At 64.4% G+C, this 22924-nt stretch carries 20 protein-coding genes; 5 read left to right on the forward strand and 15 right to left on the reverse strand.

Annotated features, from left to right (window positions below; genetic code table 11):
- Positions 1-87: 87 nt before the first annotated feature.
- Positions 88-579: an iron response transcriptional regulator IrrA gene (gene irrA, locus QSV46_RS18500; RefSeq protein ID WP_094894280.1), complete on the reverse strand. Its 492-nt coding sequence runs from the start codon at positions 577-579 to the stop codon at positions 88-90.
- A gap of 348 nt (positions 580-927) precedes the next feature.
- On the opposite strand from irrA, the gene fabA reads away from it, so the two are divergent.
- The 3 genes from fabA (at position 928) to fabI (ending at position 3727) form a co-directional block, all read left to right on the forward strand.
- Positions 928-1449, forward strand: a complete 522-nt coding sequence (fabA, locus tag QSV46_RS18505; protein ID WP_314954188.1) for a bifunctional 3-hydroxydecanoyl-ACP dehydratase/trans-2-decenoyl-ACP isomerase — start codon at positions 928-930, stop codon at positions 1447-1449.
- 42 nt (positions 1450-1491) lie between these two features.
- Complete coding sequence (fabB, locus tag QSV46_RS18510; protein ID WP_314954191.1) at positions 1492-2715, forward strand: beta-ketoacyl-ACP synthase I; 1224 nt, start codon at positions 1492-1494, stop codon at positions 2713-2715.
- Positions 2716-2926: 211 nt separating this feature from the next.
- A complete protein-coding gene (gene fabI, locus QSV46_RS18515) occupies positions 2927-3727 on the forward strand; it encodes an enoyl-ACP reductase FabI (RefSeq protein ID WP_314954193.1) in 801 nt (266 codons plus the stop codon).
- A 9-nt stretch (positions 3728-3736) separates the two neighbouring features.
- Here the strand turns inward: fabI and QSV46_RS18520 are convergent, their stop codons facing one another.
- The 4 genes from QSV46_RS18520 to QSV46_RS18535 form a co-directional block, all read right to left on the reverse strand.
- Complete coding sequence (locus QSV46_RS18520; RefSeq protein ID WP_314954196.1) at positions 3737-4333, reverse strand: glutathione S-transferase family protein; 597 nt, start codon at positions 4331-4333, stop codon at positions 3737-3739.
- A gap of 134 nt (positions 4334-4467) precedes the next feature.
- Positions 4468-5349 (reverse strand): hypothetical protein, encoded by an 882-nt coding sequence (locus QSV46_RS18525; protein WP_314954199.1) that lies wholly within the window; start codon positions 5347-5349, stop codon positions 4468-4470.
- A gap of 46 nt (positions 5350-5395) precedes the next feature.
- Positions 5396-5854: a GNAT family N-acetyltransferase gene (locus QSV46_RS18530; RefSeq protein ID WP_314954201.1), complete on the reverse strand. Its 459-nt coding sequence runs from the start codon at positions 5852-5854 to the stop codon at positions 5396-5398.
- A 6-nt stretch (positions 5855-5860) separates the two neighbouring features.
- Entirely contained in the window at positions 5861-6787 is a 927-nt protein-coding gene (locus tag QSV46_RS18535) for a hydrogen peroxide-inducible genes activator (protein ID WP_314954204.1), read from the reverse strand.
- 114 nt (positions 6788-6901) lie between these two features.
- On the opposite strand from QSV46_RS18535, the gene katG reads away from it, so the two are divergent.
- The gene (katG, locus tag QSV46_RS18540) at positions 6902-9067 is read left to right on the forward strand and encodes a catalase/peroxidase HPI (RefSeq protein ID WP_314954207.1); all 2166 of its coding nucleotides are present in this window, start codon (positions 6902-6904) and stop codon (positions 9065-9067) included.
- A 105-nt stretch (positions 9068-9172) separates the two neighbouring features.
- On the opposite strand, the gene pnp is transcribed toward katG, so the two are convergent.
- The 8 genes from pnp to rimP all read right to left on the reverse strand — a co-directional run bounded on the left by pnp (position 9173) and on the right by rimP (position 19543).
- Positions 9173-11329 carry a polyribonucleotide nucleotidyltransferase gene (gene pnp, locus QSV46_RS18545; protein ID WP_314954209.1) on the reverse strand — a complete coding sequence of 719 codons (2157 nt, stop codon included), beginning with the start codon at positions 11327-11329 and terminating at the stop codon, positions 9173-9175.
- Between the two features lie 377 nt (positions 11330-11706).
- Complete coding sequence (rpsO, locus tag QSV46_RS18550) at positions 11707-11976, reverse strand: 30S ribosomal protein S15 (RefSeq protein ID WP_247331566.1); 270 nt, start codon at positions 11974-11976, stop codon at positions 11707-11709.
- Between the two features lie 2 nt (positions 11977-11978).
- On the reverse strand, positions 11979-13097 hold the full coding sequence (gene truB, locus QSV46_RS18555) for a tRNA pseudouridine(55) synthase TruB (RefSeq protein WP_314954218.1): 1119 nt from the start codon (positions 13095-13097) through the stop codon (positions 11979-11981).
- A complete protein-coding gene (rbfA, locus tag QSV46_RS18560; protein ID WP_314954221.1) occupies positions 13094-13528 on the reverse strand; it encodes a 30S ribosome-binding factor RbfA in 435 nt (144 codons plus the stop codon). Before rbfA ends, truB begins: the two co-directional genes overlap by 4 nt.
- A gap of 157 nt (positions 13529-13685) precedes the next feature.
- Entirely contained in the window at positions 13686-16394 is a 2709-nt protein-coding gene (gene infB / locus QSV46_RS18565) for a translation initiation factor IF-2 (RefSeq protein WP_314954226.1), read from the reverse strand.
- 70 nt (positions 16395-16464) lie between these two features.
- Positions 16465-17148 (reverse strand): RNA-binding protein, encoded by a 684-nt coding sequence (locus QSV46_RS18570; protein ID WP_314954230.1) that lies wholly within the window; start codon positions 17146-17148, stop codon positions 16465-16467.
- Between the two features lie 23 nt (positions 17149-17171).
- On the reverse strand, positions 17172-18782 hold the full coding sequence (gene nusA, locus QSV46_RS18575) for a transcription termination factor NusA (protein ID WP_314954233.1): 1611 nt from the start codon (positions 18780-18782) through the stop codon (positions 17172-17174).
- Between the two features lie 2 nt (positions 18783-18784).
- Positions 18785-19543, reverse strand: a complete 759-nt coding sequence (gene rimP, locus QSV46_RS18580) for a ribosome maturation factor RimP (RefSeq protein WP_314954236.1) — start codon at positions 19541-19543, stop codon at positions 18785-18787.
- Between the two features lie 372 nt (positions 19544-19915).
- Between rimP and QSV46_RS18585 the strand changes: the two genes are divergently transcribed.
- Positions 19916-20998, forward strand: coding sequence for a DUF2336 domain-containing protein (locus tag QSV46_RS18585; RefSeq protein WP_314954239.1), 1083 nt, complete (start codon positions 19916-19918; stop codon positions 20996-20998).
- Here the strand turns inward: QSV46_RS18585 and trmB are convergent.
- Together trmB and QSV46_RS18595 are read right to left on the reverse strand one after the other, a co-directional pair.
- Positions 20995-21705, reverse strand: coding sequence for a tRNA (guanosine(46)-N7)-methyltransferase TrmB (gene trmB / locus QSV46_RS18590; protein ID WP_314954242.1), 711 nt, complete (start codon positions 21703-21705; stop codon positions 20995-20997). The genes QSV46_RS18585 and trmB overlap by 4 nt on opposite strands.
- A complete protein-coding gene (locus tag QSV46_RS18595) occupies positions 21702-22859 on the reverse strand; it encodes a M20 family metallopeptidase (protein ID WP_314954245.1) in 1158 nt (385 codons plus the stop codon). Before QSV46_RS18595 ends, trmB begins: the two co-directional genes overlap by 4 nt.
- Positions 22860-22924 lie beyond the last annotated feature (65 nt).

Here is a 22924-nt window from a genome sequence, read left to right on the forward strand (position 1 = left end):
TCGGACCATCCCAGAATGACAGTGTAAATGGCAATGGCCGGGACAAGCCCGACCACGACGACGAAATCAGAAATTTACGACCAATGCTCAGCGCTTCTTGCGCAGGCGCACGACCATGTCGATGCGCGCGATTTCGTAACCCTCCGGCACCTCCGGCATCTTGGACAGCGCCAGATGCGGATCCTCGATATCGACCAGCTCATGGCTGTTCTCGAGGTAATAGTGGTGGTGGGTGGTGACGTTGGTGTCGAAATAGGTCTTGGTGCCGTCGACGCTGACCTGACGCAGCAGGCCGGCATCAGTGAGCTGGTTCAGCGTGTTGTAGACGGTGGCCAGCGAGACTGGGACCTTGGCCAGCGTCGCCTCCTCGTACAGCATTTCAGCCGTGAGGTGGCGTGCGCCCTTGCCGAACAGCAGCCAGCCCAGCGCCATGCGCTGGCGCGTCGGACGGAGCCCGGCGGACTGGAGCATTTCGTTGACGTCGTGCCAGGGGCAACCGGTCAGGGCCGGCTGGCGGCCCGACAACAGGGCCGCGGCATGGACGTCGTCGTCGTGATGGGGCGCGGTATTCTCGTTCATTTCCAGATTTCGGGCACGCGTGAACACTATCACTATGTAATATATGGACAGATAGATGCAGGTGCAAGTTTCTCGCAACTAGAGAGGTTCTAATCAGTTATGGAACCGGGCGAGCGCCGGGTCATTTTACCTTCATGAGATTGCTTTGCCACCCGAAATGCCTGTGTTAGAGAGCGCGCGGTTCCGCTTAGCCGATGATGGCGCAGCCTGGCATTGAGGCCCGGCACGCAGTCCATCCGGGCTCCTGGCAGTCGCGCCTGGGACGGCTGCTGGCGCAGCTTTCGAACGAAGCGGAGCCCATTTTCGCCAAGAACGCCGCTCAATCGGGATTTGAACAGAGGCTTCCGCATGCTGAACAGGCGTAACGGTTACGAATATGAAGATCTGCTGGCATGCGCCCGCGGCGAGATGTTCGGCCCGGGCAATGCCCAGCTGCCGCTGCCGCCGATGCTGATGTTCGACCGCATCACGGACATCAACGACAAGGGCGGCGAGTTCGGCAAGGGCGTGGTGCGCGCCGAGCTCGACGTGAAGCCGGACCTCTGGTTCTTCGGCTGCCACTTCAAGAACGATCCGGTGATGCCCGGCTGCCTCGGCCTCGATGCGCTGTGGCAAATGGTCGGCTTTTATCTCGGCTGGAGCGGCGGTGAAGGTCGCGGCCGCGCGCTCGGCCTTAACGAGCTGAAGTTCAGCGGTCAGGTGCTGCCTGAGGCCCGCAAGGTTGTGTACAACGTCGACATCAAGCGCGTGATGCGTGCAAAGCTCGTGCTCGGTATCGCCGACGGGTGGCTTTCGGTCGATGACCAGATTATCTATCGCGCGAAGGATCTGAAGGTCGGCCTGTTCAAGCAGGGCGTGAGCCTGGGCTGAGCGCATCACACCAAGAAAGACAACGATTAAGGCGAGGCTGTCATGAGGCGGGTTGTGGTCACCGGGATGGGAATTGTCTCGTCTATCGGAAACAACACCCAGGAAGTGCTTGCGAGCCTCCACGAGGCGAAGTCGGGCATTTCGCGGGCTGAGAAATATGCCGAGCTCGGCTTCCGCTCGCAGGTGCAGGGTGCGCCGACGATCGATCCTGCGACGGTGGTCGACCGGCGCGCGATGCGCTTTCTCGGCCAGGGCGCCGCGTGGAATCATATCGCGATGGAGCAGGCGATCCAGGACTCCGGCCTGTCGCCCGAAGACGTCTCCAACATACGCACCGGCATCATCATGGGCTCCGGCGGGCCGTCCGCCCGCACCATCGTCGAAGCCGCCGACATCACCCGCACCAAGGGACCGAAGCGCGTCGGTCCGTTTGCGGTGCCGAAGGCGATGTCGTCCACGGCCTCCGCGACGCTCGCGACCTGGTTCAAGATCAAGGGCGTGAACTATTCGATCTCCTCGGCCTGCGCGACGTCGAACCACTGCGTCGGCAACGCCTATGAGACGATCCAGATCGGCAAGCAGGACGTCATCTTCGCCGGCGGCTGCGAGGAATTGGACTGGTCACTCTCCGTGCTGTTCGATGCCATGGGCGCGATGTCCTCGAAGTACAACGACACACCCGCCACCGCCTCGCGTCCCTATGACGTCAACCGCGACGGCTTCGTGATCGCCGGCGGGGCCGGCGTGCTGGTGCTGGAAGAGCTCGAGCATGCCAAGGCGCGCGGCGCGCGCATCTACGGCGAGATCGTCGGTTACGGCGCAACGTCCGACGGCTATGACATGGTTGCACCCTCCGGCGAAGGCGCCGAGCGCTGCATGCGCATGGCGATGTCGACCGTGAAGACCAAGGTCGACTACATCAATCCGCACGCGACCTCGACGCCGGCCGGCGACCCGCCGGAGATCGACGCGCTGCGCCGGGTGTTCGGAAGTGGCGAGAAGTGCCCGCCGATCTCGGCGACCAAGGCGCTGACCGGCCATTCGCTCGGCGCGACAGGCGTGCAGGAGGCGATCTACTCGCTGCTGATGATGAACAACGGCTTCATCTGCGAGAGCGCGCACATCCAGGAGCTCGATCCCGTGTTCGCCGACATGCCGATCGTGCGCAAGCGCATCGACAACGCCAAGATCGGCACCGTGCTGTCGAACTCCTTCGGCTTCGGCGGCACCAACGCCACGCTGGTGTTCAGCCGGCTGGATGCGTGACGCTGCTGTCGGCGACTGCTGATTATTTCGTCATGGCCGGGCTTGTCCCGCCTGCGCGGCCGAAGCCGCTTCGGCGAGGCGAAGGCCCGGCCATCCACGTCTTCGCCTCAGGCTTGGAAGGGCGTGGATGCCCGGGACATAGGCGAACGAAGCGACGCCGTCCTTTGGACGGCTATCCCCGGACATGATGAAAACTGAAGGTGATTGCGAGATGGAAGGACTGATGAAAGGCAAGCGCGGTCTGATCATGGGCATCGCCAATGATCATTCGATCGCCTGGGGCATGGCGAAGGCGCTGCATGCCCACGGTGCCGAGCTTGCCTTCACCTTCCAGGGCGAGGCCCTCGGCAAACGCGTCAAGCCGCTGGCTGAATCGCTCGGTGTGAAAATGGTGCTGCCTTGCGACGTCGAGGACATCGCCAGCGTCGATGCCACCTTCGACGTGCTCCGCGAAAAATGGGGCCGGCTCGATTTCGTGATCCACGCGATCGGATTTGCCGACAAGAACGAGCTGAAGGGCCGCTACGCCGACACCAGCCGCGAGAATTTTTCGCGCACCATGGTGATCTCCTGCTTCTCGTTCACGGAGGTCGCCAAGCGCGCCGCCGAGCTGATGACGGAAGGCGGCAGCATGATCACGCTGACCTTCGGCGCCTCAATGCGCGCGATGCCGAACTACAATGTGATGGGTGTGGCCAAGGCGGCGCTGGAAGCCTCGGTGCGCTATCTAGCCTCCGATTTCGGACCGCGCGGCATCCGCGTCAACGCGATCTCCGCCGGCCCCATCCGCACGCTCGCCGGCTCCGGCATCGGCGAGGCGCGCGCGATGTTCGCGTTCCAGCAGAAGCATGCGCCGCTCCGCCGCGGCGTCACGCTCGACGAGCTCGGCGGCTCGGCGCTGTATCTGTTGTCGGATCTCTCCGGCGGCGTGACCGGCGAGATCCACTATGTCGATTCCGGCTACAACATCGTGCTGATGCCGAGGCCGGACGATCTGAAGTCGACGGAGTAGGGCGGGCCACTACCCCGCCGCGATCTTCTCTGCGCGCTGGAAGGCCGGCCGCGCCATGCAGCGCGCGAGATAGGCATCGAAGGCGGAGCGCGACGGCACCATCTTGAACCGGCGCACCGCAAAATTCAGGCCCGAGCCAATCGTGATGTCGGCGGCTGAAAATTCCTCGCCGAGAATCCACGGTCCTTTCTCGAGCGCGGCCTCCAGCACGTCGAACACCTGCGTCGCGCTGCCCCAGGCCGCGGTCGAGGTCGGCACCTCGATCTTGGTGAAGATCTGGATGATGGCGGGCTCGATGCAGCCCGGCGAAAAGAACAGCCATTGCAGATAGCGCGCACGGCGCGGATCGGTGACGGCGGGCGCCAGCCTGGTCTCGGGATAGCGGTCCGCGATGTAGGCGCAGATCGCCGCGGCCTCGCCGAGCGCGGCATCGCCGTCGCTGAGTGCCGGCACCTTGCCCATCGGATTGACCTTCAAATAGTCCGGCGCCTTCTGCGCGCCGGTCGAGATGTCGGTCAGCACGCGCTCATAGGGCAGGCCGCTCTCTTCCATCAGCCAGAGCGTCGTGAACGAGCGCGAACGGGGCGACCAATAGAGCTTGATCATGGCGAGGGACCTTTTGTCGGCACGAGGCGAGCCGAGGCGGATTCATGACGCGTCTGCAACGAATCCGCAACGCTCTACGCCGAGGTATAGATCGCCCGGGCTTCGACGACTTCGCCCGGGATCAATGCTCCGGCTCAGTCTTCCTTGAGATAACCGGGCAGGCCCCTGTCGAGCCTGTCGGCGACGAGTGCGCGCGTCCTCTCGCGCAACGCCGCGCTGGCCGAAGCTGCCGCGGGTGGGTCAGGGAACAGCGAGTTGTCGAGCTTGGTGAGCGGATCTTCGGTCAGTCGCATATTTGCGGCGAAGTTAGCACCGAAATTCACAAAGGGGCGCTTGATTTCCTCGTAGCTTCGGCCGTCGATCAGCGTGATCGCAATATTGGCGAAAAGGTGCGAGTGCCGGAGGAGGCTGCCGAGACCCTGATTGTAGGTGCCGATGCCGTTCAGCATCATGTGCGTGTTTGGCAACTCCGCCTTGAACGTGGTTGCGACTAGATAGCGATCGCAATTCGCATTCGCGGTGAAGCTCCGCACAATCACCGGCAGTCGCTCGCCGGGATCCCGGATGAGGATCGTTTTCGGATTATAGAAGGGCTCGAAGACGCCCTTGGGAGAGGCGATCCTGCGCACCGTGGGATCGTTGCTCGTTGCCGCACGCCCCCGTGCAAAGACGAGATCATCGAGGGCCCAGTCGATTGGGACCTCGCTTGCCTCGTTCTCGAAGATCGTGAGGCCAAATTTCTGGACGGAGTAACGGTCTCCGATCACCGAGATCACGCCGACCCGGCAGGGGCCGCTCTCCACCACGACTGGCTGCTTCGCAACAGGTTTGGCCTTCGCCGCCTTCTTGGCTGCTGGTTTTGCCGGCGTTGCGGCCTGAGCGGGAGACGCAGTGGTTGCGGGGGGAGTTTGCGCAGCTGCCGGAGTCAAAAGGGACAGCAGGGCAACGGCAGCGACAGCAATTCGAAACATGGCTTTCGGGAGATCAAAGGCAGGAGGACGGCGGACATGCCACACTAGGTTGGGATTGTGACAACCGCAAGCTGCGTCCGGAGTTCGGTGCCTACCCGATGGGCCGCTTCCACCGATAATACTTCATCACGAACCCGTTCGACGGCTCGATCTCCTCCTTCTCGAACACAAAACCCTCGCGCTCGTACCAGCGCCAGGCCTTTTCGTTCTCGCGGACGCAGCGCAGGAACATTTCATCGGGCATTTGCGTGCGCGTAAAGGCGAGCAATTGCCGTCCGAGCGATTGACCCTGATAGGCAGGCGCGACGAAGAGCATGTCGAGATAGAGTTTTGGCACATGCAGCGCCAGCATCGCGGCCATCGTGCCGTTGTCGTCGGCGACGAACAGGCTCCAGCCGTCCTCGATCTCGCGCCGGATGCGTGCACGCAGGTTTGCCAGCAGAAAGGCGCTCGCTTCGCCGAGTCCGGTCGAGACCCAGCTCTCCATCCAGACGAGGCCGACCTCGTCATATTCGTCGGCGCGGGCCGGGCGAATGATGGGGGCGGGCATCAAGGCTCAGGCCTGGCGGCTGCGCGCGGATGGCCGTGCGCGTACCTTGCCGGCCGACAGGCACACCACTTCGGAGATCTGCAGGAGCTGGCGCGCCAGCGGGCTGGTCTTGCGCCAAACCATGCCGATGGTGCGCGAGGGCTCGGGGTCGCGGAAGCGCGCCAGCGAGACCGAGGCGGATCGCGTCTCCACCGGCACGGCCATCTCCGGAATGAGCGTAACGCCGATGCCGGCGCTGACCATCTGGACCAGGGTCGACAGCGAATTCGCGTCCAGCATCTCGCGCGGCGGCGCCGATTGCATGTTGCAGAAGGAGAGCGCCTGATCGCGGAAGCAGTGCCCTTCCTCGAGCAGCAACAGCCGCATCTCGCGCATCATCTCGCGCGATGGCACCGGCGTGCCTTCGTCCGAGCCCGGCCGCACCAGTAAAAATTTCTCGTCGAACAGCGCGACCTCGGTGAGCGAGGGCTCTGACACCGGCAGCGCCACGATGGCGGTGTCGAGCCGGCCTTCGACCAGCTCCTGGATCAGCCGCGGCGTCATCGTCTCGCGCACGCGGATGTCGAGCTCCGGATGCATGCGCGTCAGATTCTTGGTGATCTTGGGCAGAAGATACGGCGCGATGGTCGGGATCATGCCGATGCGAAGCCGCCCGGCAAAGCGGTCCTGCGAGGCGCGTGCGAAATCGCCGAGTTCGTCCACGGAGCGCAAGATGTCGCGGACGCGCGGCGCCAACTCTTCCCCGAACCGGGTCAGCGCAACCTGCCGGGCGCTGCGCTCCAGCAGCAGACCGCCGAGCGCTTCCTCCAGTTCCTTGATCTGCATCGACAGCGCCGGCTGCGAGATCGAGCTTGCCTCCGCCGCACGGCCGAAATGGCCGTGGCGCGCCAGCGCGTCAAAATACCTGAGCTGGCGCATTGTCACGTTGACCATCAGAAAATCCTATCGCAGCGATCATTAAAGTCAACTTCCCCTGATCGAACACGAAGCTTAGAGTAGTTCTACCTGGTCAAAGGCGCGAGTTCGACGCCACCAGAGGAGGTATTCATGGACGACACTTCGAAGTGCCCGTTTTCGGGCGGAAAACCCACGCGCGTGAACCGCGACTGGTGGCCGACCCAGCTCAGCATCGAGATGCTGCACAAGAATTCCGCGCTGTCCGACCCGATGGACAAGGACTTCGACTATGCGAAGGAATTCAAGTCGCTCGACCTGAATGCGGTCATCAAGGACCTGACCGCCCTGATGACGGAGTCGCAGGAGTGGTGGCCCGCCGACTTCGGCCACTATGGCGGCCTCATGATCCGCATGGCCTGGCATAGCGCGGGCACCTATCGCATCACGGACGGCCGCGGTGGCGCCGGCGCCGGTCAGCAGCGTTTCGCGCCGCTCAACAGCTGGCCCGACAACGCCAACCTCGACAAGGCGCGCCGTCTGCTCTGGCCGATCAAGCAGAAATACGGCCGCAAGATTTCCTGGGCGGACCTGATGGTGCTCGCCGGCAACGTCGCGCTGGAATCGATGGGCTTCAAGACCTTCGGTTTCGCCGGCGGCCGCGCCGACGTCTGGGAGCCGGAGGAGCTGTATTGGGGACCGGAAGGCACCTGGCTGGGCGACGAGCGCTACAGCGGCGAACGCCAGCTCGCCGAGCCGCTCGGCGCGGTGCAGATGGGCCTCATCTACGTCAATCCGGAAGGTCCGAACGGCAAGCCCGATCCGGTCGCCGCGGCAAAGGACATCCGCGAGACCTTCGCCCGCATGGCGATGAACGACGAAGAGACCGTCGCGCTGATCGCCGGCGGCCACACCTTCGGCAAGACGCATGGCGCGGGTGATCCCTCGCTGGTCGGACCGGAGCCGGAAGCGGGCGCGCTGGAAGATCAGGGCCTCGGCTGGAAGAGCAAGCACGCCACGGGCCTGGCGGGTGACGCCATCACCAGTGGTCTCGAAGTGACGTGGACGACGACGCCGACGAAGTGGAGCAACAACTTCTTCGAGAACCTGTTCAAGTACGAATGGGAGCTGACGAAGAGCCCGGGCGGCGCGAACCAATGGACGGCCAAGGGCGCCGAAGCGATCATTCCGGATGCCTTCGACAAGTCGAAGAAGCATCGGCCGACGATGCTGACGACCGACCTCTCGCTGCGCCTCGATCCGGCCTACGAGAAGATATCGCGTCGCTTCCTCGAACATCCGGATCAGTTCGCGGACGCCTTCGCCCGCGCCTGGTTCAAGCTCACCCATCGCGACATGGGCCCGATCCAGCGCTATCTCGGCCCGCTGGTGCCGAAGGAGACGCTGATCTGGCAGGATCCGATTCCGGCCGTGAACCATGAGCTGGTCAGTGAGCAGGACATCGCCGCGCTGAAGACCAAGATCCTGGCTTCGGGTCTCTCGGTCTCCGAGCTGGTGTCGGCCGCCTGGGCGTCGGCCTCGACGTTCCGCGGCTCGGACAAGCGGGGCGGCGCCAACGGCGCGCGCATCCGGCTTGCTCCGCAGAAGGATTGGGAGGTGAACGAGCCGGCTCAGCTCGCGAAGGTCCTCGGCAAGCTCGAAACGATCCAGAAGGACTTCAACGCGTCGTCCGGCGCGAAGAAGGTTTCGCTCGCGGACCTCATCGTCCTCGGCGGTTCTGCCGCGGTCGAGAAGGCCGCGAAGGATGCCGGCGTCGAGGTGAAGGTCGGCTTCACGCCGGGCCGCATGGACGCCTCGCAGGAGCAGACCGACGCCGAGTCCTTCGCGCCGCTGGAGCCGCGGGCCGATGGCTTCCGCAACTTCATCGGCAAGCGGCATCAGTTCATGATGCCCGAGGAGGCGCTGGTCGATCGTGCACAGCTGCTCCGGCTCACCGGTCCTGAGATGACGGTGCTTGTCGGCGGCCTGCGCGTGCTCGGCGCCAATGCCAACGGTTCGAAGCACGGCGTATTCACCGCGAAGGTGGGCACGCTGAGCAACGACTTCTTCGTCAACCTGCTCGACATGAGCGCGCAGTGGACGTCGGCGGCTGACGGCAGCTACGAGGCGCGCGACCGCAAGACCAATGCGGTGAAGTGGACCGGCACGCGCGTCGACCTGATCTTCGGCGCGCATTCGCAGCTCCGCGCCTTTGCCGAGGTCTATGCCACCGCGGACTCGAAGCAGAAGTTCGTGAAGGACTTCGCCAAGGCCTGGACCAAGGTGATGAACCTCGACCGGTACGACATCGCGGCGTGATGGCTTGCACCTCTCCCGCAAGCGGGAGAGGGCGCCGGCCAAAGCGAACACAAACAAAAAGGGCGGCCTTTCGGCCGCCCTTCGTGTTTCTGATGAGAGCGAGGCTTACTCGCCCGCGGCTTCGCGCGGGGCCTTCTCGCCGTCGCCGCCCTTGCCTTCGAGGTCTTCGCCGGTGGTCTGGTCGACCACCTTCATCGAGAGGCGGGTCTTGCCGCGGTCGTCGAAGCCGAGCAGCTTGACCTTGACCTTGTCGCCTTCCTTGACGACGTCCGAGGTCTTCTGCACGCGCGCCGACGCAAGCTGGCTGATGTGGACGAGACCGTCCTTGGAGCCGAAGAAGTTCACGAAGGCGCCGAACTCCATCACCTTGACGACGGTGCCGTCATAGATCTGGCCGACTTCCGGATCGGACGCGATCGACTTGATCCACTTGATCGCGGCCTTCATCGCCTCGCCGTCGCTGGAGGCGACCTTCACGGTTCCGTCGTCCTCGATGTTGACCTTGGCGCCGGTCTTCTCGACGATCTCGCGGATCACCTTGCCGCCGGTACCGATCACTTCACGGATCTTGTCGGTGGCGATCTTGAAGGTCTCGATGCGCGGTGCGTATTCACCGAGCTCGGCGCGGGCGTTGGTGAGCGCCTTGGACATCTCGCCCAGGATGTGGATACGCCCATCCTTGGCCTGGCCGAGCGCGACCTTCATGATCTCCTCGGTGATGCCCTCGATCTTGATGTCCATCTGGAGCGAGGTGATGCCCTGCTCCGTGCCGGCGACCTTGAAGTCCATGTCGCCGAGATGATCCTCGTCACCGAGAATGTCCGAGAGAACCGCGAAGCGCTTGTCTTCGAGGATCAGACCCATCGCGATGCCCGCGGTCGGCCGCTTCAACGGCACGCCGGCATCCATCAGCGCGAGCGAAGCGCCGCAGACCGAAGCCATCGAGGACGAACCGTTCGACTCGGTGATCTCCGACACCACGCGCGTGGTGTAGGGGAATTCATGGTGCGGCGGCAGAACCGGGTGGATCGCGCGCCAGGCCAGCTTGCCGTGGCCGATCTCGCGGCGCTTGGTGCCGCCGAGACGACCGGTCTCACCGACCGAGTAGGGAGGGAAGTTGTAGTGCAGCAGGAACGTCTCTTTATACGTTCCCGACAGCGCGTCGATGTACTGCTCGTCCTCGCCGGTGCCGAGCGTGGTCACGACCAGCGCCTGTGTCTCGCCGCGGGTGAACAGCGCCGAGCCGTGGGCGCGGGGCAGCACGCCGACTTCGGCGATGATGTTGCGCACAGTCTTGGAATCGCGGCCGTCGATGCGCTTGCCGGTGTCGAGGATGTTCCAGCGGACGATCTTGGCTTCGAGCTCCTTGAACACGCCGCCGATGCGCAGCTTGTCGTATTTCGGCTCCTGCCCTTCAGGGAAGTAGTGAGCGATCACTTTTTCCTTGACCTTGCCGACCGCGGCGTAGCGATCCTGCTTGATCGGAATGGCGTAGGCGGCGCGCAACTCCTGCTCGACGAGTCCGAGCATTTCCTTCTCGAGCGCCGAATTGTCGATGACGGTGACTTCGCGCGGCTCCTTGGCGGCCTTCTCGGCGAGCTCGATGATCGCGTTGATGACCGGCTGGAAATGGCGGTGACCGAACATCACGGCGCCGAGCATGATGTCTTCGTTCAGCTCCTTGGCTTCCGATTCCACCATCAGCACGGCGTCGGCGGTGCCGGCGACGACGAGGTCGAGCTGGGTGTCGACCATCTCGTCGAGCGTCGGGTTGAGGATGAACTCGTCATTGGCGAAGCCGACGCGCGCCGCACCGATCGGACCCTTGAAGGGGGCGCCCGACAGGGTCAGTGCAGCCGATGAGGCCACCAGCGCGACGATGTCCGGGTCGTTCTCCATGTCGTGCGAGAGCACGGTGACGATCACCTGGGTCTCATTGCGCCAGCCGTCGACGAACAGCGGACGGATCGGACGGTCGATCAGGCGGGAGACCAGCGTCTCCTTCTCGGTCGGACGGCCCTCGCGCTTGAAATAGCCGCCGGGAATGCGGCCAGCAGCGTAGGTCTTCTCCTGGTAGTCGACGGTCAGCGGCAGGAAGTCGACGCCTTCACGCGGCGACTTCGCTGCGACGACGGTGGCGAGCACCACGGTCTCGCCATAGGTGGCGACGACGGCGCCGTCGGCCTGGCGCGCGATCTTGCCGGTTTCCAGCTTGAGGGGACGTCCACCCCAGTCGATCTCGACTGAATGCTTATTGAACATAGAGGTCTTCTTTCATGGGTTCTCGAAAGAAGGGACGGCCCGAAAAACAAAAACCATGTCAAGATTGCAGGACGCTGATCGGAGCGGGCGATCAGCGTCCTGCGATCCTGCCATGGTTTTCGGATTTCGGATGGCGTCCATCCTTTCGGGTCATACGGGCGCCTTGCCCGTTGCGCCCAGCCGCCGGATTGCTGCTGGACTGTCAGTCGGCACGAATGCGAACACCGAACTGCGGTCTTCGCCCATCATGCCCCGGATACGGACCATCCTTGGCCCGCACCGGACGCGCACGCAGCCTCGATCAAAAACCTTTAAGCAAACGCTTTCGTTCGAAACCACGCGCGAAAACGCGCGCCGTTTGGCGCGCGCAAGAACTCTTAGCGACGAATGTTGTGCTTCTCGAGCAGCGCCTTGTAACGCGCCTCGTCCCTCTTCTTGAGGTAATCGAGCAGCGAGCGGCGGGTCGAAACCAGCTTCAAAAGGCCGCGACGCGAATGGTTGTCCTTCACGTGGGTCTTGAAATGGCTGGTGAGATTGTTGATGCGTTCCGACAGGATCGCGACCTGAACCTCCGGCGAGCCGGTGTCGCCGGCCTTGTTGGCATTCGTCTTGATGACTTCCGCTTTGCGTTCTGCGGCAATCGACATCGTCAATTTCTCTCGTTGCGACCGGAGCTGGCAGTCAGGCCGGTCAGGTTGAACACACGCTTGGGGATGATTTCGCCATTGCCGACTTCAGCAAGCGCCAAAAGGCGGCCTGCCACCGTGACATAGACTGTGCCGCTACAAGTGGGCGCATCCCGTCCGCGCAACAAAACGGCTTGGCCCCGATGGAGCCTTGCCGCATCAGCCCGAGTGACGGCCAGTGCCGGGATGTCGTCCAGCGCGGTCTCAACGGGCATAAGCGCGTCGGCGAGGCTGCCCTCGCCGGACGCGGCTCTATCGCACAAAGCCTCCAACTGATCCAGTGGAATCATGTCGTTCTCGTCAAATGGGCCGACCAAGGTCCGCCGCAGCGCGCAGATATGGCCGTAAGTGCCGAGAATCCGGCCCATATCGCGGGCCAGCGCCCGGACATAGGTGCCCTTGCCGCACTCGGCCTCGAACACGGACCGGTCGCTATCTGATTGATCTACAAGGGTTAACTGATGAATTTCGACCGGGCGCGGGGCCAGCTCCACGATTTCGCCGTCGCGGGCGAGGTCGTAGGCGCGCTCGCCCTGGACCTTGATCGCGGAGTAGCGCGGCGGGATCTGCTCGATCACCCCGGTGAAGCGGGGCAGCAGGGCCAGGATGGCCTCCCGGGTCGGGCGCTGGTCGGAGGTCGCGGTGACCCGGCCCTCGATATCGTCGGTGTCGCGTTCCTCGCCCCAGCACACGGTAAACTGGTAGCGCTTGCGGCCGTCCATCACGAAGGGAACCGTCTTGGTGGCCTCTCCAAGTGCAATGGGCAGGCCGCCCGAGGCGAGCGGATCGAGCGTGCCGGCATGTCCCGCGCGCTTGGCGTTGAACAGGCGCTTGAGCACGGCAACCGCCTGCGTCGAGGTCATGCCGATCGGCTTGTCGAGCACGACCCAGCCATGGACGTCGCGGCGGTCGCGGCGCGGCTGGTTGCCCTTCTGCTTGCCCGTGCGCGGATCGTTGTTGACGCGGCGCGGCTCCTGATGCGGCTGGGAGTCGCCGCCCAGATCCGCAAAATTATTTTTCTGCACGTCGCGCTGATCGGCCTCTTCGCCGCCGATCGTGCCGTGAGCCGGGTCCATCGTCATCGTTCTTCTTCCCGATCCGAATCCGGATCCTGTTCCAGGTCCTTCTGCACCGCAGGTGTTCGCAAAAGCTTCTCGATCCGTTCCGCTTCGTCGAATCGTTCGTCGACGCGGAAGCGAAGGTCAGGTGCAAATTTCAGGTTAACGCGCCGCGCGACTTCGCCACGCAGGAATTTCTTGTTGCGCTCGAGCGCAGCGATGATGATCTCGGTGTCGCGGCCACCGAGCGGCATCACATACACTGTCGCGAGTTTCAGGTCGGGCGACATCCGTACCTCCGGCACGGTGATGATGTGGCCTTCGAGGTCCGCATCATGCACATTGCCTTGCGCCAGAATCTCGGCCATCGCGTGGCGAACCTGCTCGCCGACGCGCAACTGACGTTGCGAGCCTCCGCCTGGCGCGGAACTTTTCTTCTGATGGTGGCGGGGCATCTCTGAAAATCACCTCGTCATGCCCGCGTTTGGGACACGAACATTGTCATTTGTCTCGTTGAAACGAATGCGGCGCGGATGGCCGGAAAAAATCCGGCCATCGCACTCCCGCAATTTCAGCTCAAAAAAGATCCGGGCGCTTCGGTAAGATTTGGACTTACAGGGAGCGCTGGATCGTCTCCACGCGATAACACTCGATCACGTCACCGGCACGCATGTCGTGGTAGTTCTCGAAGGCCATGCCGCATTCCTGACCGGACTGGACTTCCTTCACTTCGTCCTTGAAGCGCTTCAGCGTCGACAGCTTGCCTTCGTGCACGACGACGTTGTCGCGGATCAGGCGCACATTGGCGCCGCGTTCCACGGTGCCGTCGGTAACGCGGCAGCCGGCGACCTTGCCGACCTTGGAGATGTTGAAGATCTCCAGGATGGCGGCATTGCCCAGCATGGTTTCGCGCAGGGTCGGCGCGAGCAGGCCGCTCATCGCCTTCTTCACGTCGTCCACGAGGTCGTAGATGATGTTGTAGTAGCGGATCTCGATGCCGTTGCGCTTGGCGGCCGCAGCGGCCTCCTTGTTGGCACGAACCGAGAAGCCGATGATCGCGGCGTTGAAGCCTTCCGCGAGCGTCACGTCGGATTCCGAGATGCCGCCGACGCCGGCATGCAGGATGCGCGCGGCGACCTCATCGGTGCCGAGCTTCTCCAGCGAGCCGAGGATCGCTTCCAGCGAGCCCTGCACGTCGGCCTTGATGATCAGCGGGAATTCCTTGCGGCCCGCCGTCTTCAATTGCGACATCATCTGCTCGAGCGAGCCGCGCATGCCGGAGATCGAGGCAGCCGCGTTCTCGCGCTTCTGGTGCGCGCGGTAGCTGGTGACCTGACGGGCGCGGGCTTCGTTCTCGACCACGGCGAGACGATCGCCGGCTTCCGGCGGACCGTTGAAGCCGAGCACCTCGACCGGCACCGAGGGGCCGGCTTCCTGCACCGTCTCGCCCTGATCCGAGATCAGCGCGCGGACGCGGCCCATCTCGGCGCCGGCGACGATGATGTCACCGACACGGAGCGTGCCGCGCTGGACCAGCACGGTCGCGACCGGGCCGCGGCCGCGATCGAGCTTGGCTTCGATCACGGTGCCTTCGGCCGGACGCTCCGAATTGGTCTTCAGGTCGAGGATGTCGGCCTGGAGCGCGATCATCTCGAGCAGCTTGTCGAGATTGGTCTTGTTCTTGGCGGACACTTCGACGTCGACGACTTCGCCGCCGAAGGATTCCACCTGCACCTCGTGCTGGAGCAGCTCGGTGCGCACGCGCTCGGGCTTGGCATCGGGCTTGTCGATCTTGTTGATGGCAACGATGATCGGCACCCGCGCCGCCTTGGCATGGTTGATGGCCTCGATCGTCTGCGGCATCACGCCGTCGTCGGCCGCGACCACCAGCACCACGATGTCGGTCACCTTGGCGCCGCGGGCGCGCATCGCGGTGAACGCGGCGTGGCCGGGAGTGTCGATGAAGGTGATCTTCTTGCCGCTTTCGGGCGACAGCACCTGATAGGCACCGATGTGCTGGGTGATGCCGCCGGCTTCGCCGGAGACGACGTTGGCATGACGGAGCGCATCGAGCAGCGAGGTCTTGCCGTGGTCGACGTGACCCATCACGGTCACCACAGGCGAACGCGTCTCGGTGTCGGTGGAATCGTCAGTGGCGTCGAACAGGCCTTCTTCGACGTCGGACGCGGCAACGCGCTTGACGGTGTGGCCAAGCTCTTCGGCGATGAGCTGCGCAGTGTCGGCGTCGATCACGTCGGTGATCTTGTGAATCGCGCCCTGCTTCATCAGCATGCGGATGATTTCCACCGCGCGCTCGGCCATGCGGTTGGCGAGCTCCTGGATCGTGATCGCTTCCGGAATGACCACCTCACGGATGAGCTTTTCCTTCGGCTCGTTCGCGGCATGGCCCTTCAGGCGCTGGGTGCGGCGGCGGAACGAGGCGATCGAGCGCTCGCGCACGTCGTCGGCGTTGAATGCGGTGACGACCGTCAGGCGGCCGCGCTCTTTCTGCGGGCCGGGCTTGTGGGTGGGCTTTGGGGCTACCACGGGACGCGCGGCGCCGCCGGGACCGCGACGGATCTGGCGTGGACCCTCGTCCTCGTCCGGTCCGGCTGCGACCGCGGGAGCGCGACCCAACGGGCCGCCTCCCGGCCTCGCGGTGGTCGTTCCAGGGCGCGCGGTCGTTGTTCCCGGGCGTGCTGTGGTCGTAGTGGTGCCGGGGCGTGCTGCGGGCGCGCCAGGACGCGGCGCGGGAGCGGCCGAAGCTGTAGCTGCGGGGCGCGCGGCGGAGGGCTGCTCGCCTTCGCCGAAACGCTTCTTGGCCTCGGTCTCGGCCTTGCGCTTGGCCTCGTCCTCGTGACGGTGGCGCTCTTCCTCGGCCTTGCGGCGGGATTCGGCGGCTTCGCGGTCGGCGCGCTCGGCGGCTTCGCGGACAGCGCGGCGCTGGGCCTCTTCCTCGGCCTGGCGGCGCTCTTCGACTTCGCGCACCTTGGCATCGGCCAGCGCGCTGGCGCGGGCGGAACGTTCGTCCTCGGTCAGCGTGCGCAGCACCACGCCGGAGCCGGCGTTGCGCGGCTGGGCGGGCGGCGACGGGCGCGACGGGGCGGGCGCAGCCGGTGCCGGCTTCGCAGCAACCGCGGGAGCCTGGGGCTCGGGGCTGCCGTCGATGCGGCGCTTGCCGCGCTTCTCGACCACGACCTGCTTGCTGCGGCCATGGCTAAAGCTCTGGCGCACGGTGCCCGTTTCGACACGCGGCTTGAGCGTTAGCGTCTTGCTCGGAACGCTCAGCTTCTTGTCGTCAGGGGTCTTGGTATCAACCATTCAGCAGTCCTAATCCTGATCTGTTAGCGTTGTGCGTCGCCGCACAGTCCTATTGGGTCGTCGTTGTCTCTCAGAAATCCTGGCCGGGCTTTTCGGCAGTCTTGTCATCGTCCGCCATCCGGTATCGGACCAGCATCTGGCTACGTGACAGGAATGACTTGCTCGCCGGGCCCGCGAGCAGGGCAGCATGTATCACATTTGACCGGGTCAGTGCCAAATCCAATTCTATCGATTTCAGTGCGGTAACGACGGCAATCTGCGGCTTGGTGCCGCGATTTCCGCCATTTTGGCGTGCCAGCATGTCCAATTTGCGGATTCCGTCCGCGGCCCCGTCGCTGGCGTGGATCAGGACCTCGACCGTGCCTTCCCGAAGGGCGCTCTCGACCTTGCCGAAGCCTGCCACGACCTGGGCCGCCTTGGCAGCAATCCCAAGGGCTTCAGTCACGCTCCGAACCAGAAGCGCCTCGATATCGGCAGGAAACGTCTGGGGGATGCGCAGCTCGCGCTTGAAGGCCTTACTAAAATGGTTACGCCGCGCGGCTTCCGCAACCACCTCGCGCGAGGTGGTAATCCACATGCCGCGCCCGGGCAGCTTGCGCTTGAGATCGGGAACTATCTGCCCTTGCGGCGATACGACGAAGCGGATCAGTTCGTCGATCGGCCGGACCTCGCGACTGACCGCGCACATCCGCATGGTCGCGGACCTTTCGGTCCGCGGGCCATTGTCGAGATCGTGGTCGGTATCTGCGAGCATCCGGGCGACATTCTCCTTTGCCCTTAAGCCGGCTGATCTTCAGCCGCCTCAGCCTCTTCGGCCGGCTTGGCCAAATCAGCCTCGGTGATCCAGCCGGCCTTGACGCGGGCCTGCATGATCATGGCTTCCGCATCGTCGCGGGAGACGTCGAGGCCATCGAGTGCGCCGGCGAACTTGGTCTGCTCGCCGCCTTCCTTGCGCTCGGTCCAGCCGACCAGATCGTCAGTGGCGCAGCCGGCAAGGTCGTCGACGGTCTTGATGTCGTTCTCGCCGAACTTCACCAGCATCTTCGAGGTGACGCCGGGGACGTCCTTGACGGCGTCCTCGACGCCGAGTTCCACGCGCTTCGCCTCGATCTCGGCTTCCTGCTGCTCGAGATATTCGCGGGCGCGGTTCTGGAGCTCCTGCGCGGTTTCCTCGTCGAAGCCCTCGATGCCGGCGAGTTCCTTGAGGTCCACCATCGCGAGTTCCTCGACCGAGGTGAAGCCTTCGGATGCCAGCAGCTGACCGACCACCTCGTCGACGTTGAGCGATTCCATGAAGACGCGGGTGGAGTTCTCGAAGTCGGCCTGGCGCCGCTCCGATTCCTCCTGCTCGGTCAGGATGTCGATGTCCCAGCCGGTGAGCTGCGAGGCCAGGCGCACGTTCTGGCCGCGGCGGCCGATCGCCAGCGAGAGCTGGTTGTTGGTATCGGGGACGACGACCTCGATGCGTTCGCGGTCTTCGTCGATGACGACCTTGGAGACTTCGGCCGGCGCCAGCGCGTTGACCACGAAGGTCGCGATGTCGGGCGACCAGGGAATGATGTCGATCTTCTCGCCCTGCAATTCGTTCACCACCGCCTGCACGCGCGAGCCGCGCATACCGACGCAGGCGCCGACCGGATCGACCGAGGAATCCCGGGAAATCACGCCGATTTTCGCGCGCGAGCCGGGATCGCGGGCCACCGCCTTGATCTCGACGATGCCGTCATAGATCTCAGGCACTTCCTGCGCGAACAGTTTTGCCATGAACTGCGGATGGGTGCGGGAGAGGAAGATCTGCGGGCCGCGGGTCTCGCGGCGCACGTCGAAGATATAGGCGCGGACGCGGTCGCCGTTGCGGAACACTTCGCGCGGCAGCATCTCGTCGCGGCGGATGATGGCTTCACCGCGGCCGAGATCGACGATCACGCTGCCATATTCGACGCGCTTGACGACGCCGTTGACGATGTCGCCGATGCGGTCCTTGAATTCCTGATATTGCCGGTCGCGCTCGGCCTCGCGCACCTTCTGCACGATCACCTGCTTGGCCGACTGCGCGGCGATGCGGCCGTATTCCAGCGGCGGCAGCGTGTCGGCGATGGTGTCGCCGACCTGGGCACCGGGATTGGCGCGCTGTGCGTCCACCAGCGAGATCTGGTTGGAGTGGTTTTCGACCTTCTCGACCACCAGCATGTGGCGCGACAGCCGCAGCTCGCCCTTTTTCGGGTCGATCTCGGCATGAACGTCAGTCTCGCTGCCGTAACGCGCCCGCGCTGCCTTGGCGATGGCGTCCTCCATCGCCGCGATGACGATGCCGCGGTCGATCGATTTCTCGCGCGCAACGGCGTCGGCGATCTGGAGCAATTCAAGTCGATTGGCGCTGACTGCCATGGCTAGTCTCCTTCGTCAGGCTCGATCTCGCCGCGCCGCGCGCGTTCGGCGGCCAAGCGATGTTTCTTTGTATTGGTCGGGGCCGGCTTCTTTGTCGGCTTGGTATTCTTGGTGATCTTCGCACTGATCTCGGCGTGCGGTGCAGCCGGCGGCTCCAGGCCGAGATTGCGGCGCATTTCGCGCGCCTGGGCCTTGCCGCGGCGCATCGAGTCCGCAATCAACTCGTCGGTCAGCACCAGCCGTGCCTCGCCGATATCCTCCATGACCAGGAGAACCTCGGCATCGCCGCCGCCGGCGTTGACGTCGTCGCGGGTCAGCCGGACGCTGTCACCTTCGACGCCCGTGATCTTGCCGCGGAACCGTTTCCGTCCCTCATGGGCGACCGCCATGTCGATCTTGACGAGATGACCCGTGTATCGTTCGAAATCGGAGCGCCGCACCAGCGGACGGTCGATCCCCGGCGAGGAGATTTCCAGCCGATAGGCGCGGTCGATGGGGTCTGCGACATCGAGCACGGGCGACAGCGCCCGCGAGATCGCCTCGCAATCCTCGAGCTGCATCGAGCCGTCCGGCCGCTCGGCCATGATCTGCACGGTACAGCCGGCTTCCCCGGAAATGCGGATCCGCACCAGGCGATAGCCCATGCCCTCGAGCACCGGGCCTGCGACCGCCGACACCCGTGCCGCCACGCCGGGCTCGACCACGAGCCTCGGCTCGGCCAGCAATTCGGCATCGGTGGAACCAGCGGTCGGTTCGGTCATAGCAGGGGTCAAGGCGCTCGTTGGATAAGGCTTGGGTTAAGGCTTGGTTAAGACGTCAACCCGCTTCGGAACTCTCCCGACATCTCGCCGGGCCACATCTTCCGCCAAGCCGCGTTCAGGTAATAAAAAAGAGCGGGTCCTTTCGGGCCCACTCTCATTACGCGGATCGTATGAGAAGATGAATTGGCGCTGATATAGCCCTTTCCGCCCTCCCCGACAAGGCCCATCGCGGGGCGGAGAAGGCTTTTTGCGCCTGGTCCGCGGTCCCTCGGCGCAACGCTTCCTTCACCTCCCAGGCCTAGATTCTCTGATTGTGGGGCGGCTTGGACCAAGGGCGCACCCGCGGCGTGCCCCATACGAGTTTGCGTTTCCATGACCGTTGCCACGTCGCTCATTCCCGGACTGGATGATATCGTCAAACGCGGCGACCCGAGGCGTCGTGGCGAGCTCGCGCGCGCGATCGCCCAATTGTTCTTCCAGGACGCCGAGAAGCTCCGTCCCGATCTCGTCGATCTTTTCGACAATCTGCTGATCGATCTCGTCCCGCATGCCGAGCTTGCCTCGCGCGCCGATCTTGCCGAGCGCTTCTCGCACCTGAACAACGCGCCGCCGCATCTGGTGAATCAGCTCGCGCGCGAAAACGAGATCATGGTGGCCGGCCCCGTGCTGCGCCGTTCGCCGGTGCTCGACGACGCCGCCCTGGTCGAGATTGCGCGGCTGAAGGGCCAGGGGCATCTGCTGGCGCTGACCGAGCGTCCGGCCTTGTCGTCTGTCATCACCGATGTGCTGGTCGAGCGCGGCGATCGCGATGTGGTGCGCCGCGTCGCGGGCAATGCCGGTGCGGTGTTCTCGCCGGACAGCTATTCCGAGCTGATCAAGCGCGCGGCGCAGGACGGCGTGCTGACGCTGAAAATCGGCCAGCGCAATGATCTCTCGGGCGAGCACCTGAAAAGGCTTCTCGACGGCACGCTCGATGTCATCCGCCGGCGCCTTTCCATCGTGGTCAACCCCGCGCGCCAGGTCGAGATCAAACGCGCCATGGAGGCAATCGAGGAGGCCGCGCTGCCACCGGGGCCGCGTCGCGATTTCTCGGCGGCACAGCGCACGGTGCTCGCCCTGCATCGCGAGGGTCATCTCGGCGAGAGCGCGCTGCTCGGTTTTGCCAAGGCACACAAATACGAGGAATCGATCGCCTCGCTCTCGGCGATGGCCGGCATCCGCCTCTCGATCCTCGTCCGCCTGATCGCGGGCGACCGCTACGATCCGATCTTGATTGTGGGGCGCCTGCTCAATCTCGGCTGGCCCACGGTGCGCGCACTCATCCTGCTCTGGTACGGCCCGCATCGCACGCCGGCCGATGCCGATCTTGAGCAGGCTCGCGTGAACTTCACGCGCCTGATGCCGGCGACCGCCGAACGCGTCGTGAAGTTCTGGCGCAACCGGCAGACGATCTAGAGCCTTCGAAACCGCAGATACGCCGTCTTGCGCCCCTCGCGCGTGGCCTTCCGGCCGTAACGCGTCATGGTGTAGCCGGCCCATGGCTGGCGGAAATCGTCGGCGCGTTCCGCAAGCCAGACGAAGTCCTGCGAGCGCGCAAGATGCGACAGCGTCCAGGCGCAGTAATCGTCGATATCGCAGACGAAGCGGAATTCGCCGCCGAGCTTGAGCACGCGCGCCATCGCAGCGATGGTCCGGTCCTGGACGAAGCGTCGCTTCCAATGCCGCCGCTTCGGCCAGGGATCGGGATGGATCAGGTCGATCCGCGACAGCGATGCCGGCGGCAGCCAGGCCAGGAGCTCGGCGGCGTCGCCCGCGAACAGGCGGATGTTGACGATGTTGGCGGCCTCGATCTGCGCGAGAATTTTCGCCATGCCGTTGACATAGGGCTCGCAGCCGATGAAGCCGGTCGTGGCGAAGTTTTGCGCTTCCGCCGCAAGATGCTCACCGCCGCCGAAGCCGATCTCGAGCCGCACATCGTCGGCCGCGGGATCGAAGATCTCGCCGGCATTCGCCGGCGCCTCGCCGTCGATGTCGAGCGCAAGATGCGGCAGCAGATGATCGATCAGCTCGGCCTGGTGCTGCCTGAGCTTGTGGCCCTTGCGGCGCCCGAAGAAGGCGCGCTCGCTGTCATCGCGGTCGGGATCTGATTTGCGCTCGCTCATCGCAGCGTCTGGTACAGGCGATGGAGCAGCCGCGCGCGCGGCTCGAGCGACGAGACGTAGAGCTGCTCATAGTGGGTGTGTGCGCCCTTGCCGTCGACGCCGAGCCCGTCGAGCGTCGCGGTGTGCGCAGCGGTGAAATTGCCGTCCGAACCGCCGCCGGTGTGGGTGTCGACCAGCTCGAAACCGATCTCCGTGGCGAGCGTCTTCGCATGCTCGTACAGCGAGGCGCCGGCATTGCTCTTCTCGTAAGGCGGACGGTTGAGCTCGCCCGTGACCTTGACGGTGACGCCCTCGGTCTTCGATGTCAGTCCGAGGATCCTGCCGACGAATTCGTCCGCGTCCCTTAAGCTCAACACGCGCAGATCGACTTCGGCATGGGCCTCTTCCGGCGTCACGTTGGGACGCGTGCCGCCGCGCACCACGCCGACATTGACGGTGACGCCGCGCTTCAGATCGTTCATCCCTTCCAGCGCCAGAATGACGTTGGCGAGCTCGCGGACGGCGCTGCGGCCGTCTTCGGGCCGCGTGCCGGCATGCGCGGGCACGCCCCTGATGAATACCTTGAAACGTCCGACGCCCTTGCGGCCGGTGACGATTTTGCCGCCGTCGCGCGCGGGCTCCGTCACCAGCACGTATTTGGCCTTGCGCCCCTCCGTCTCGATCAGCGCGCGGGAGGTGGGGCTGCCGATCTCCTCGTCGGAGGTAAATAGATGCGTGATGCCGAGCGGCGAACGATCGCCGGCGGCGCAGAGCGCGCGAAAGGCGTGATGGGCGATGTAGGCGCCGCCTTTCATGTCGTAGATGCCGGGGCCGAACGCGCTGTCGCCTTCGACCTTGAACGGCAGGCGCTCGATGAATCCCATGGGATGAACGGTATCGAGGTGGCTCAGCACCAGAATACCCGGTCCGTCCTGGCCCCAGGACGAGCGCGCGATGAGATGATCGCCGCAGCCATCGACGCCGGCGACACGCTCGAGCGTGACGGGCAGATCGCGATATTGCTCCGCGACCACCGAGATCAGTCTGTTGACTTGTTCAGGCGCTTCCGTCGGCGTCTCGATCTCCACCCAGTGGCGGATACCGTCGAGAATAGTTTGGGAATCGAACCAACTGGAGCTCGCCATGGACGCATCTATGCCTTTGAACCGCATCATTGGAGAGGACACGCATCAAGGCGCGACCGCAAATGAGGACATAAGCCAGATTTGACGCGGTCTCA

Origin of the sequence: Bradyrhizobium cosmicum, assembly GCF_032290525.1 — a bacterium.
Lineage (GTDB): Bacteria > Pseudomonadota > Alphaproteobacteria > Rhizobiales > Xanthobacteraceae > Bradyrhizobium > Bradyrhizobium cosmicum_A.

Excerpts from the sequence above, each read along its gene's own strand:
- fabA (WP_314954188.1), top strand. The coding sequence starts at position 928 with ATGCTGAACAGGCGTAACGGTTACGAATATGAAGATCTGCTGGCATGC.
- QSV46_RS18530 (WP_314954201.1), bottom strand. The coding sequence starts at position 5,854 with ATGCCCGCCCCCATCATTCGCCCGGCCCGCGCCGACGAATATGACGAG.
- fabI (WP_314954193.1), top strand. The coding sequence starts at position 2,927 with ATGGAAGGACTGATGAAAGGCAAGCGCGGTCTGATCATGGGCATCGCC.
- irrA (WP_094894280.1), bottom strand. The coding sequence starts at position 579 with ATGAACGAGAATACCGCGCCCCATCACGACGACGACGTCCATGCCGCG.
- rbfA (WP_314954221.1), bottom strand. The coding sequence starts at position 13,528 with ATGCCCCGCCACCATCAGAAGAAAAGTTCCGCGCCAGGCGGAGGCTCG.
- QSV46_RS18570 (WP_314954230.1), bottom strand. The coding sequence starts at position 17,148 with ATGCTCGCAGATACCGACCACGATCTCGACAATGGCCCGCGGACCGAA.
- fabB (WP_314954191.1), top strand. The coding sequence starts at position 1,492 with ATGAGGCGGGTTGTGGTCACCGGGATGGGAATTGTCTCGTCTATCGGA.
- nusA (WP_314954233.1), bottom strand. The coding sequence starts at position 18,782 with ATGGCAGTCAGCGCCAATCGACTTGAATTGCTCCAGATCGCCGACGCC.
- infB (WP_314954226.1), bottom strand. The coding sequence starts at position 16,394 with ATGGTTGATACCAAGACCCCTGACGACAAGAAGCTGAGCGTTCCGAGC.
- rpsO (WP_247331566.1), bottom strand. The coding sequence starts at position 11,976 with ATGTCGATTGCCGCAGAACGCAAAGCGGAAGTCATCAAGACGAATGCC.
- QSV46_RS18535 (WP_314954204.1), bottom strand. The coding sequence starts at position 6,787 with ATGGTCAACGTGACAATGCGCCAGCTCAGGTATTTTGACGCGCTGGCG.
- QSV46_RS18520 (WP_314954196.1), bottom strand. The coding sequence starts at position 4,333 with ATGATCAAGCTCTATTGGTCGCCCCGTTCGCGCTCGTTCACGACGCTC.
- QSV46_RS18595 (WP_314954245.1), bottom strand. The coding sequence starts at position 22,859 with ATGATGCGGTTCAAAGGCATAGATGCGTCCATGGCGAGCTCCAGTTGG.
- truB (WP_314954218.1), bottom strand. The coding sequence starts at position 13,097 with ATGACGATGGACCCGGCTCACGGCACGATCGGCGGCGAAGAGGCCGAT.
- pnp (WP_314954209.1), bottom strand. The coding sequence starts at position 11,329 with ATGTTCAATAAGCATTCAGTCGAGATCGACTGGGGTGGACGTCCCCTC.
- rimP (WP_314954236.1), bottom strand. The coding sequence starts at position 19,543 with ATGACCGAACCGACCGCTGGTTCCACCGATGCCGAATTGCTGGCCGAG.
- QSV46_RS18585 (WP_314954239.1), top strand. The coding sequence starts at position 19,916 with ATGACCGTTGCCACGTCGCTCATTCCCGGACTGGATGATATCGTCAAA.
- trmB (WP_314954242.1), bottom strand. The coding sequence starts at position 21,705 with ATGAGCGAGCGCAAATCAGATCCCGACCGCGATGACAGCGAGCGCGCC.
- katG (WP_314954207.1), top strand. The coding sequence starts at position 6,902 with ATGGACGACACTTCGAAGTGCCCGTTTTCGGGCGGAAAACCCACGCGC.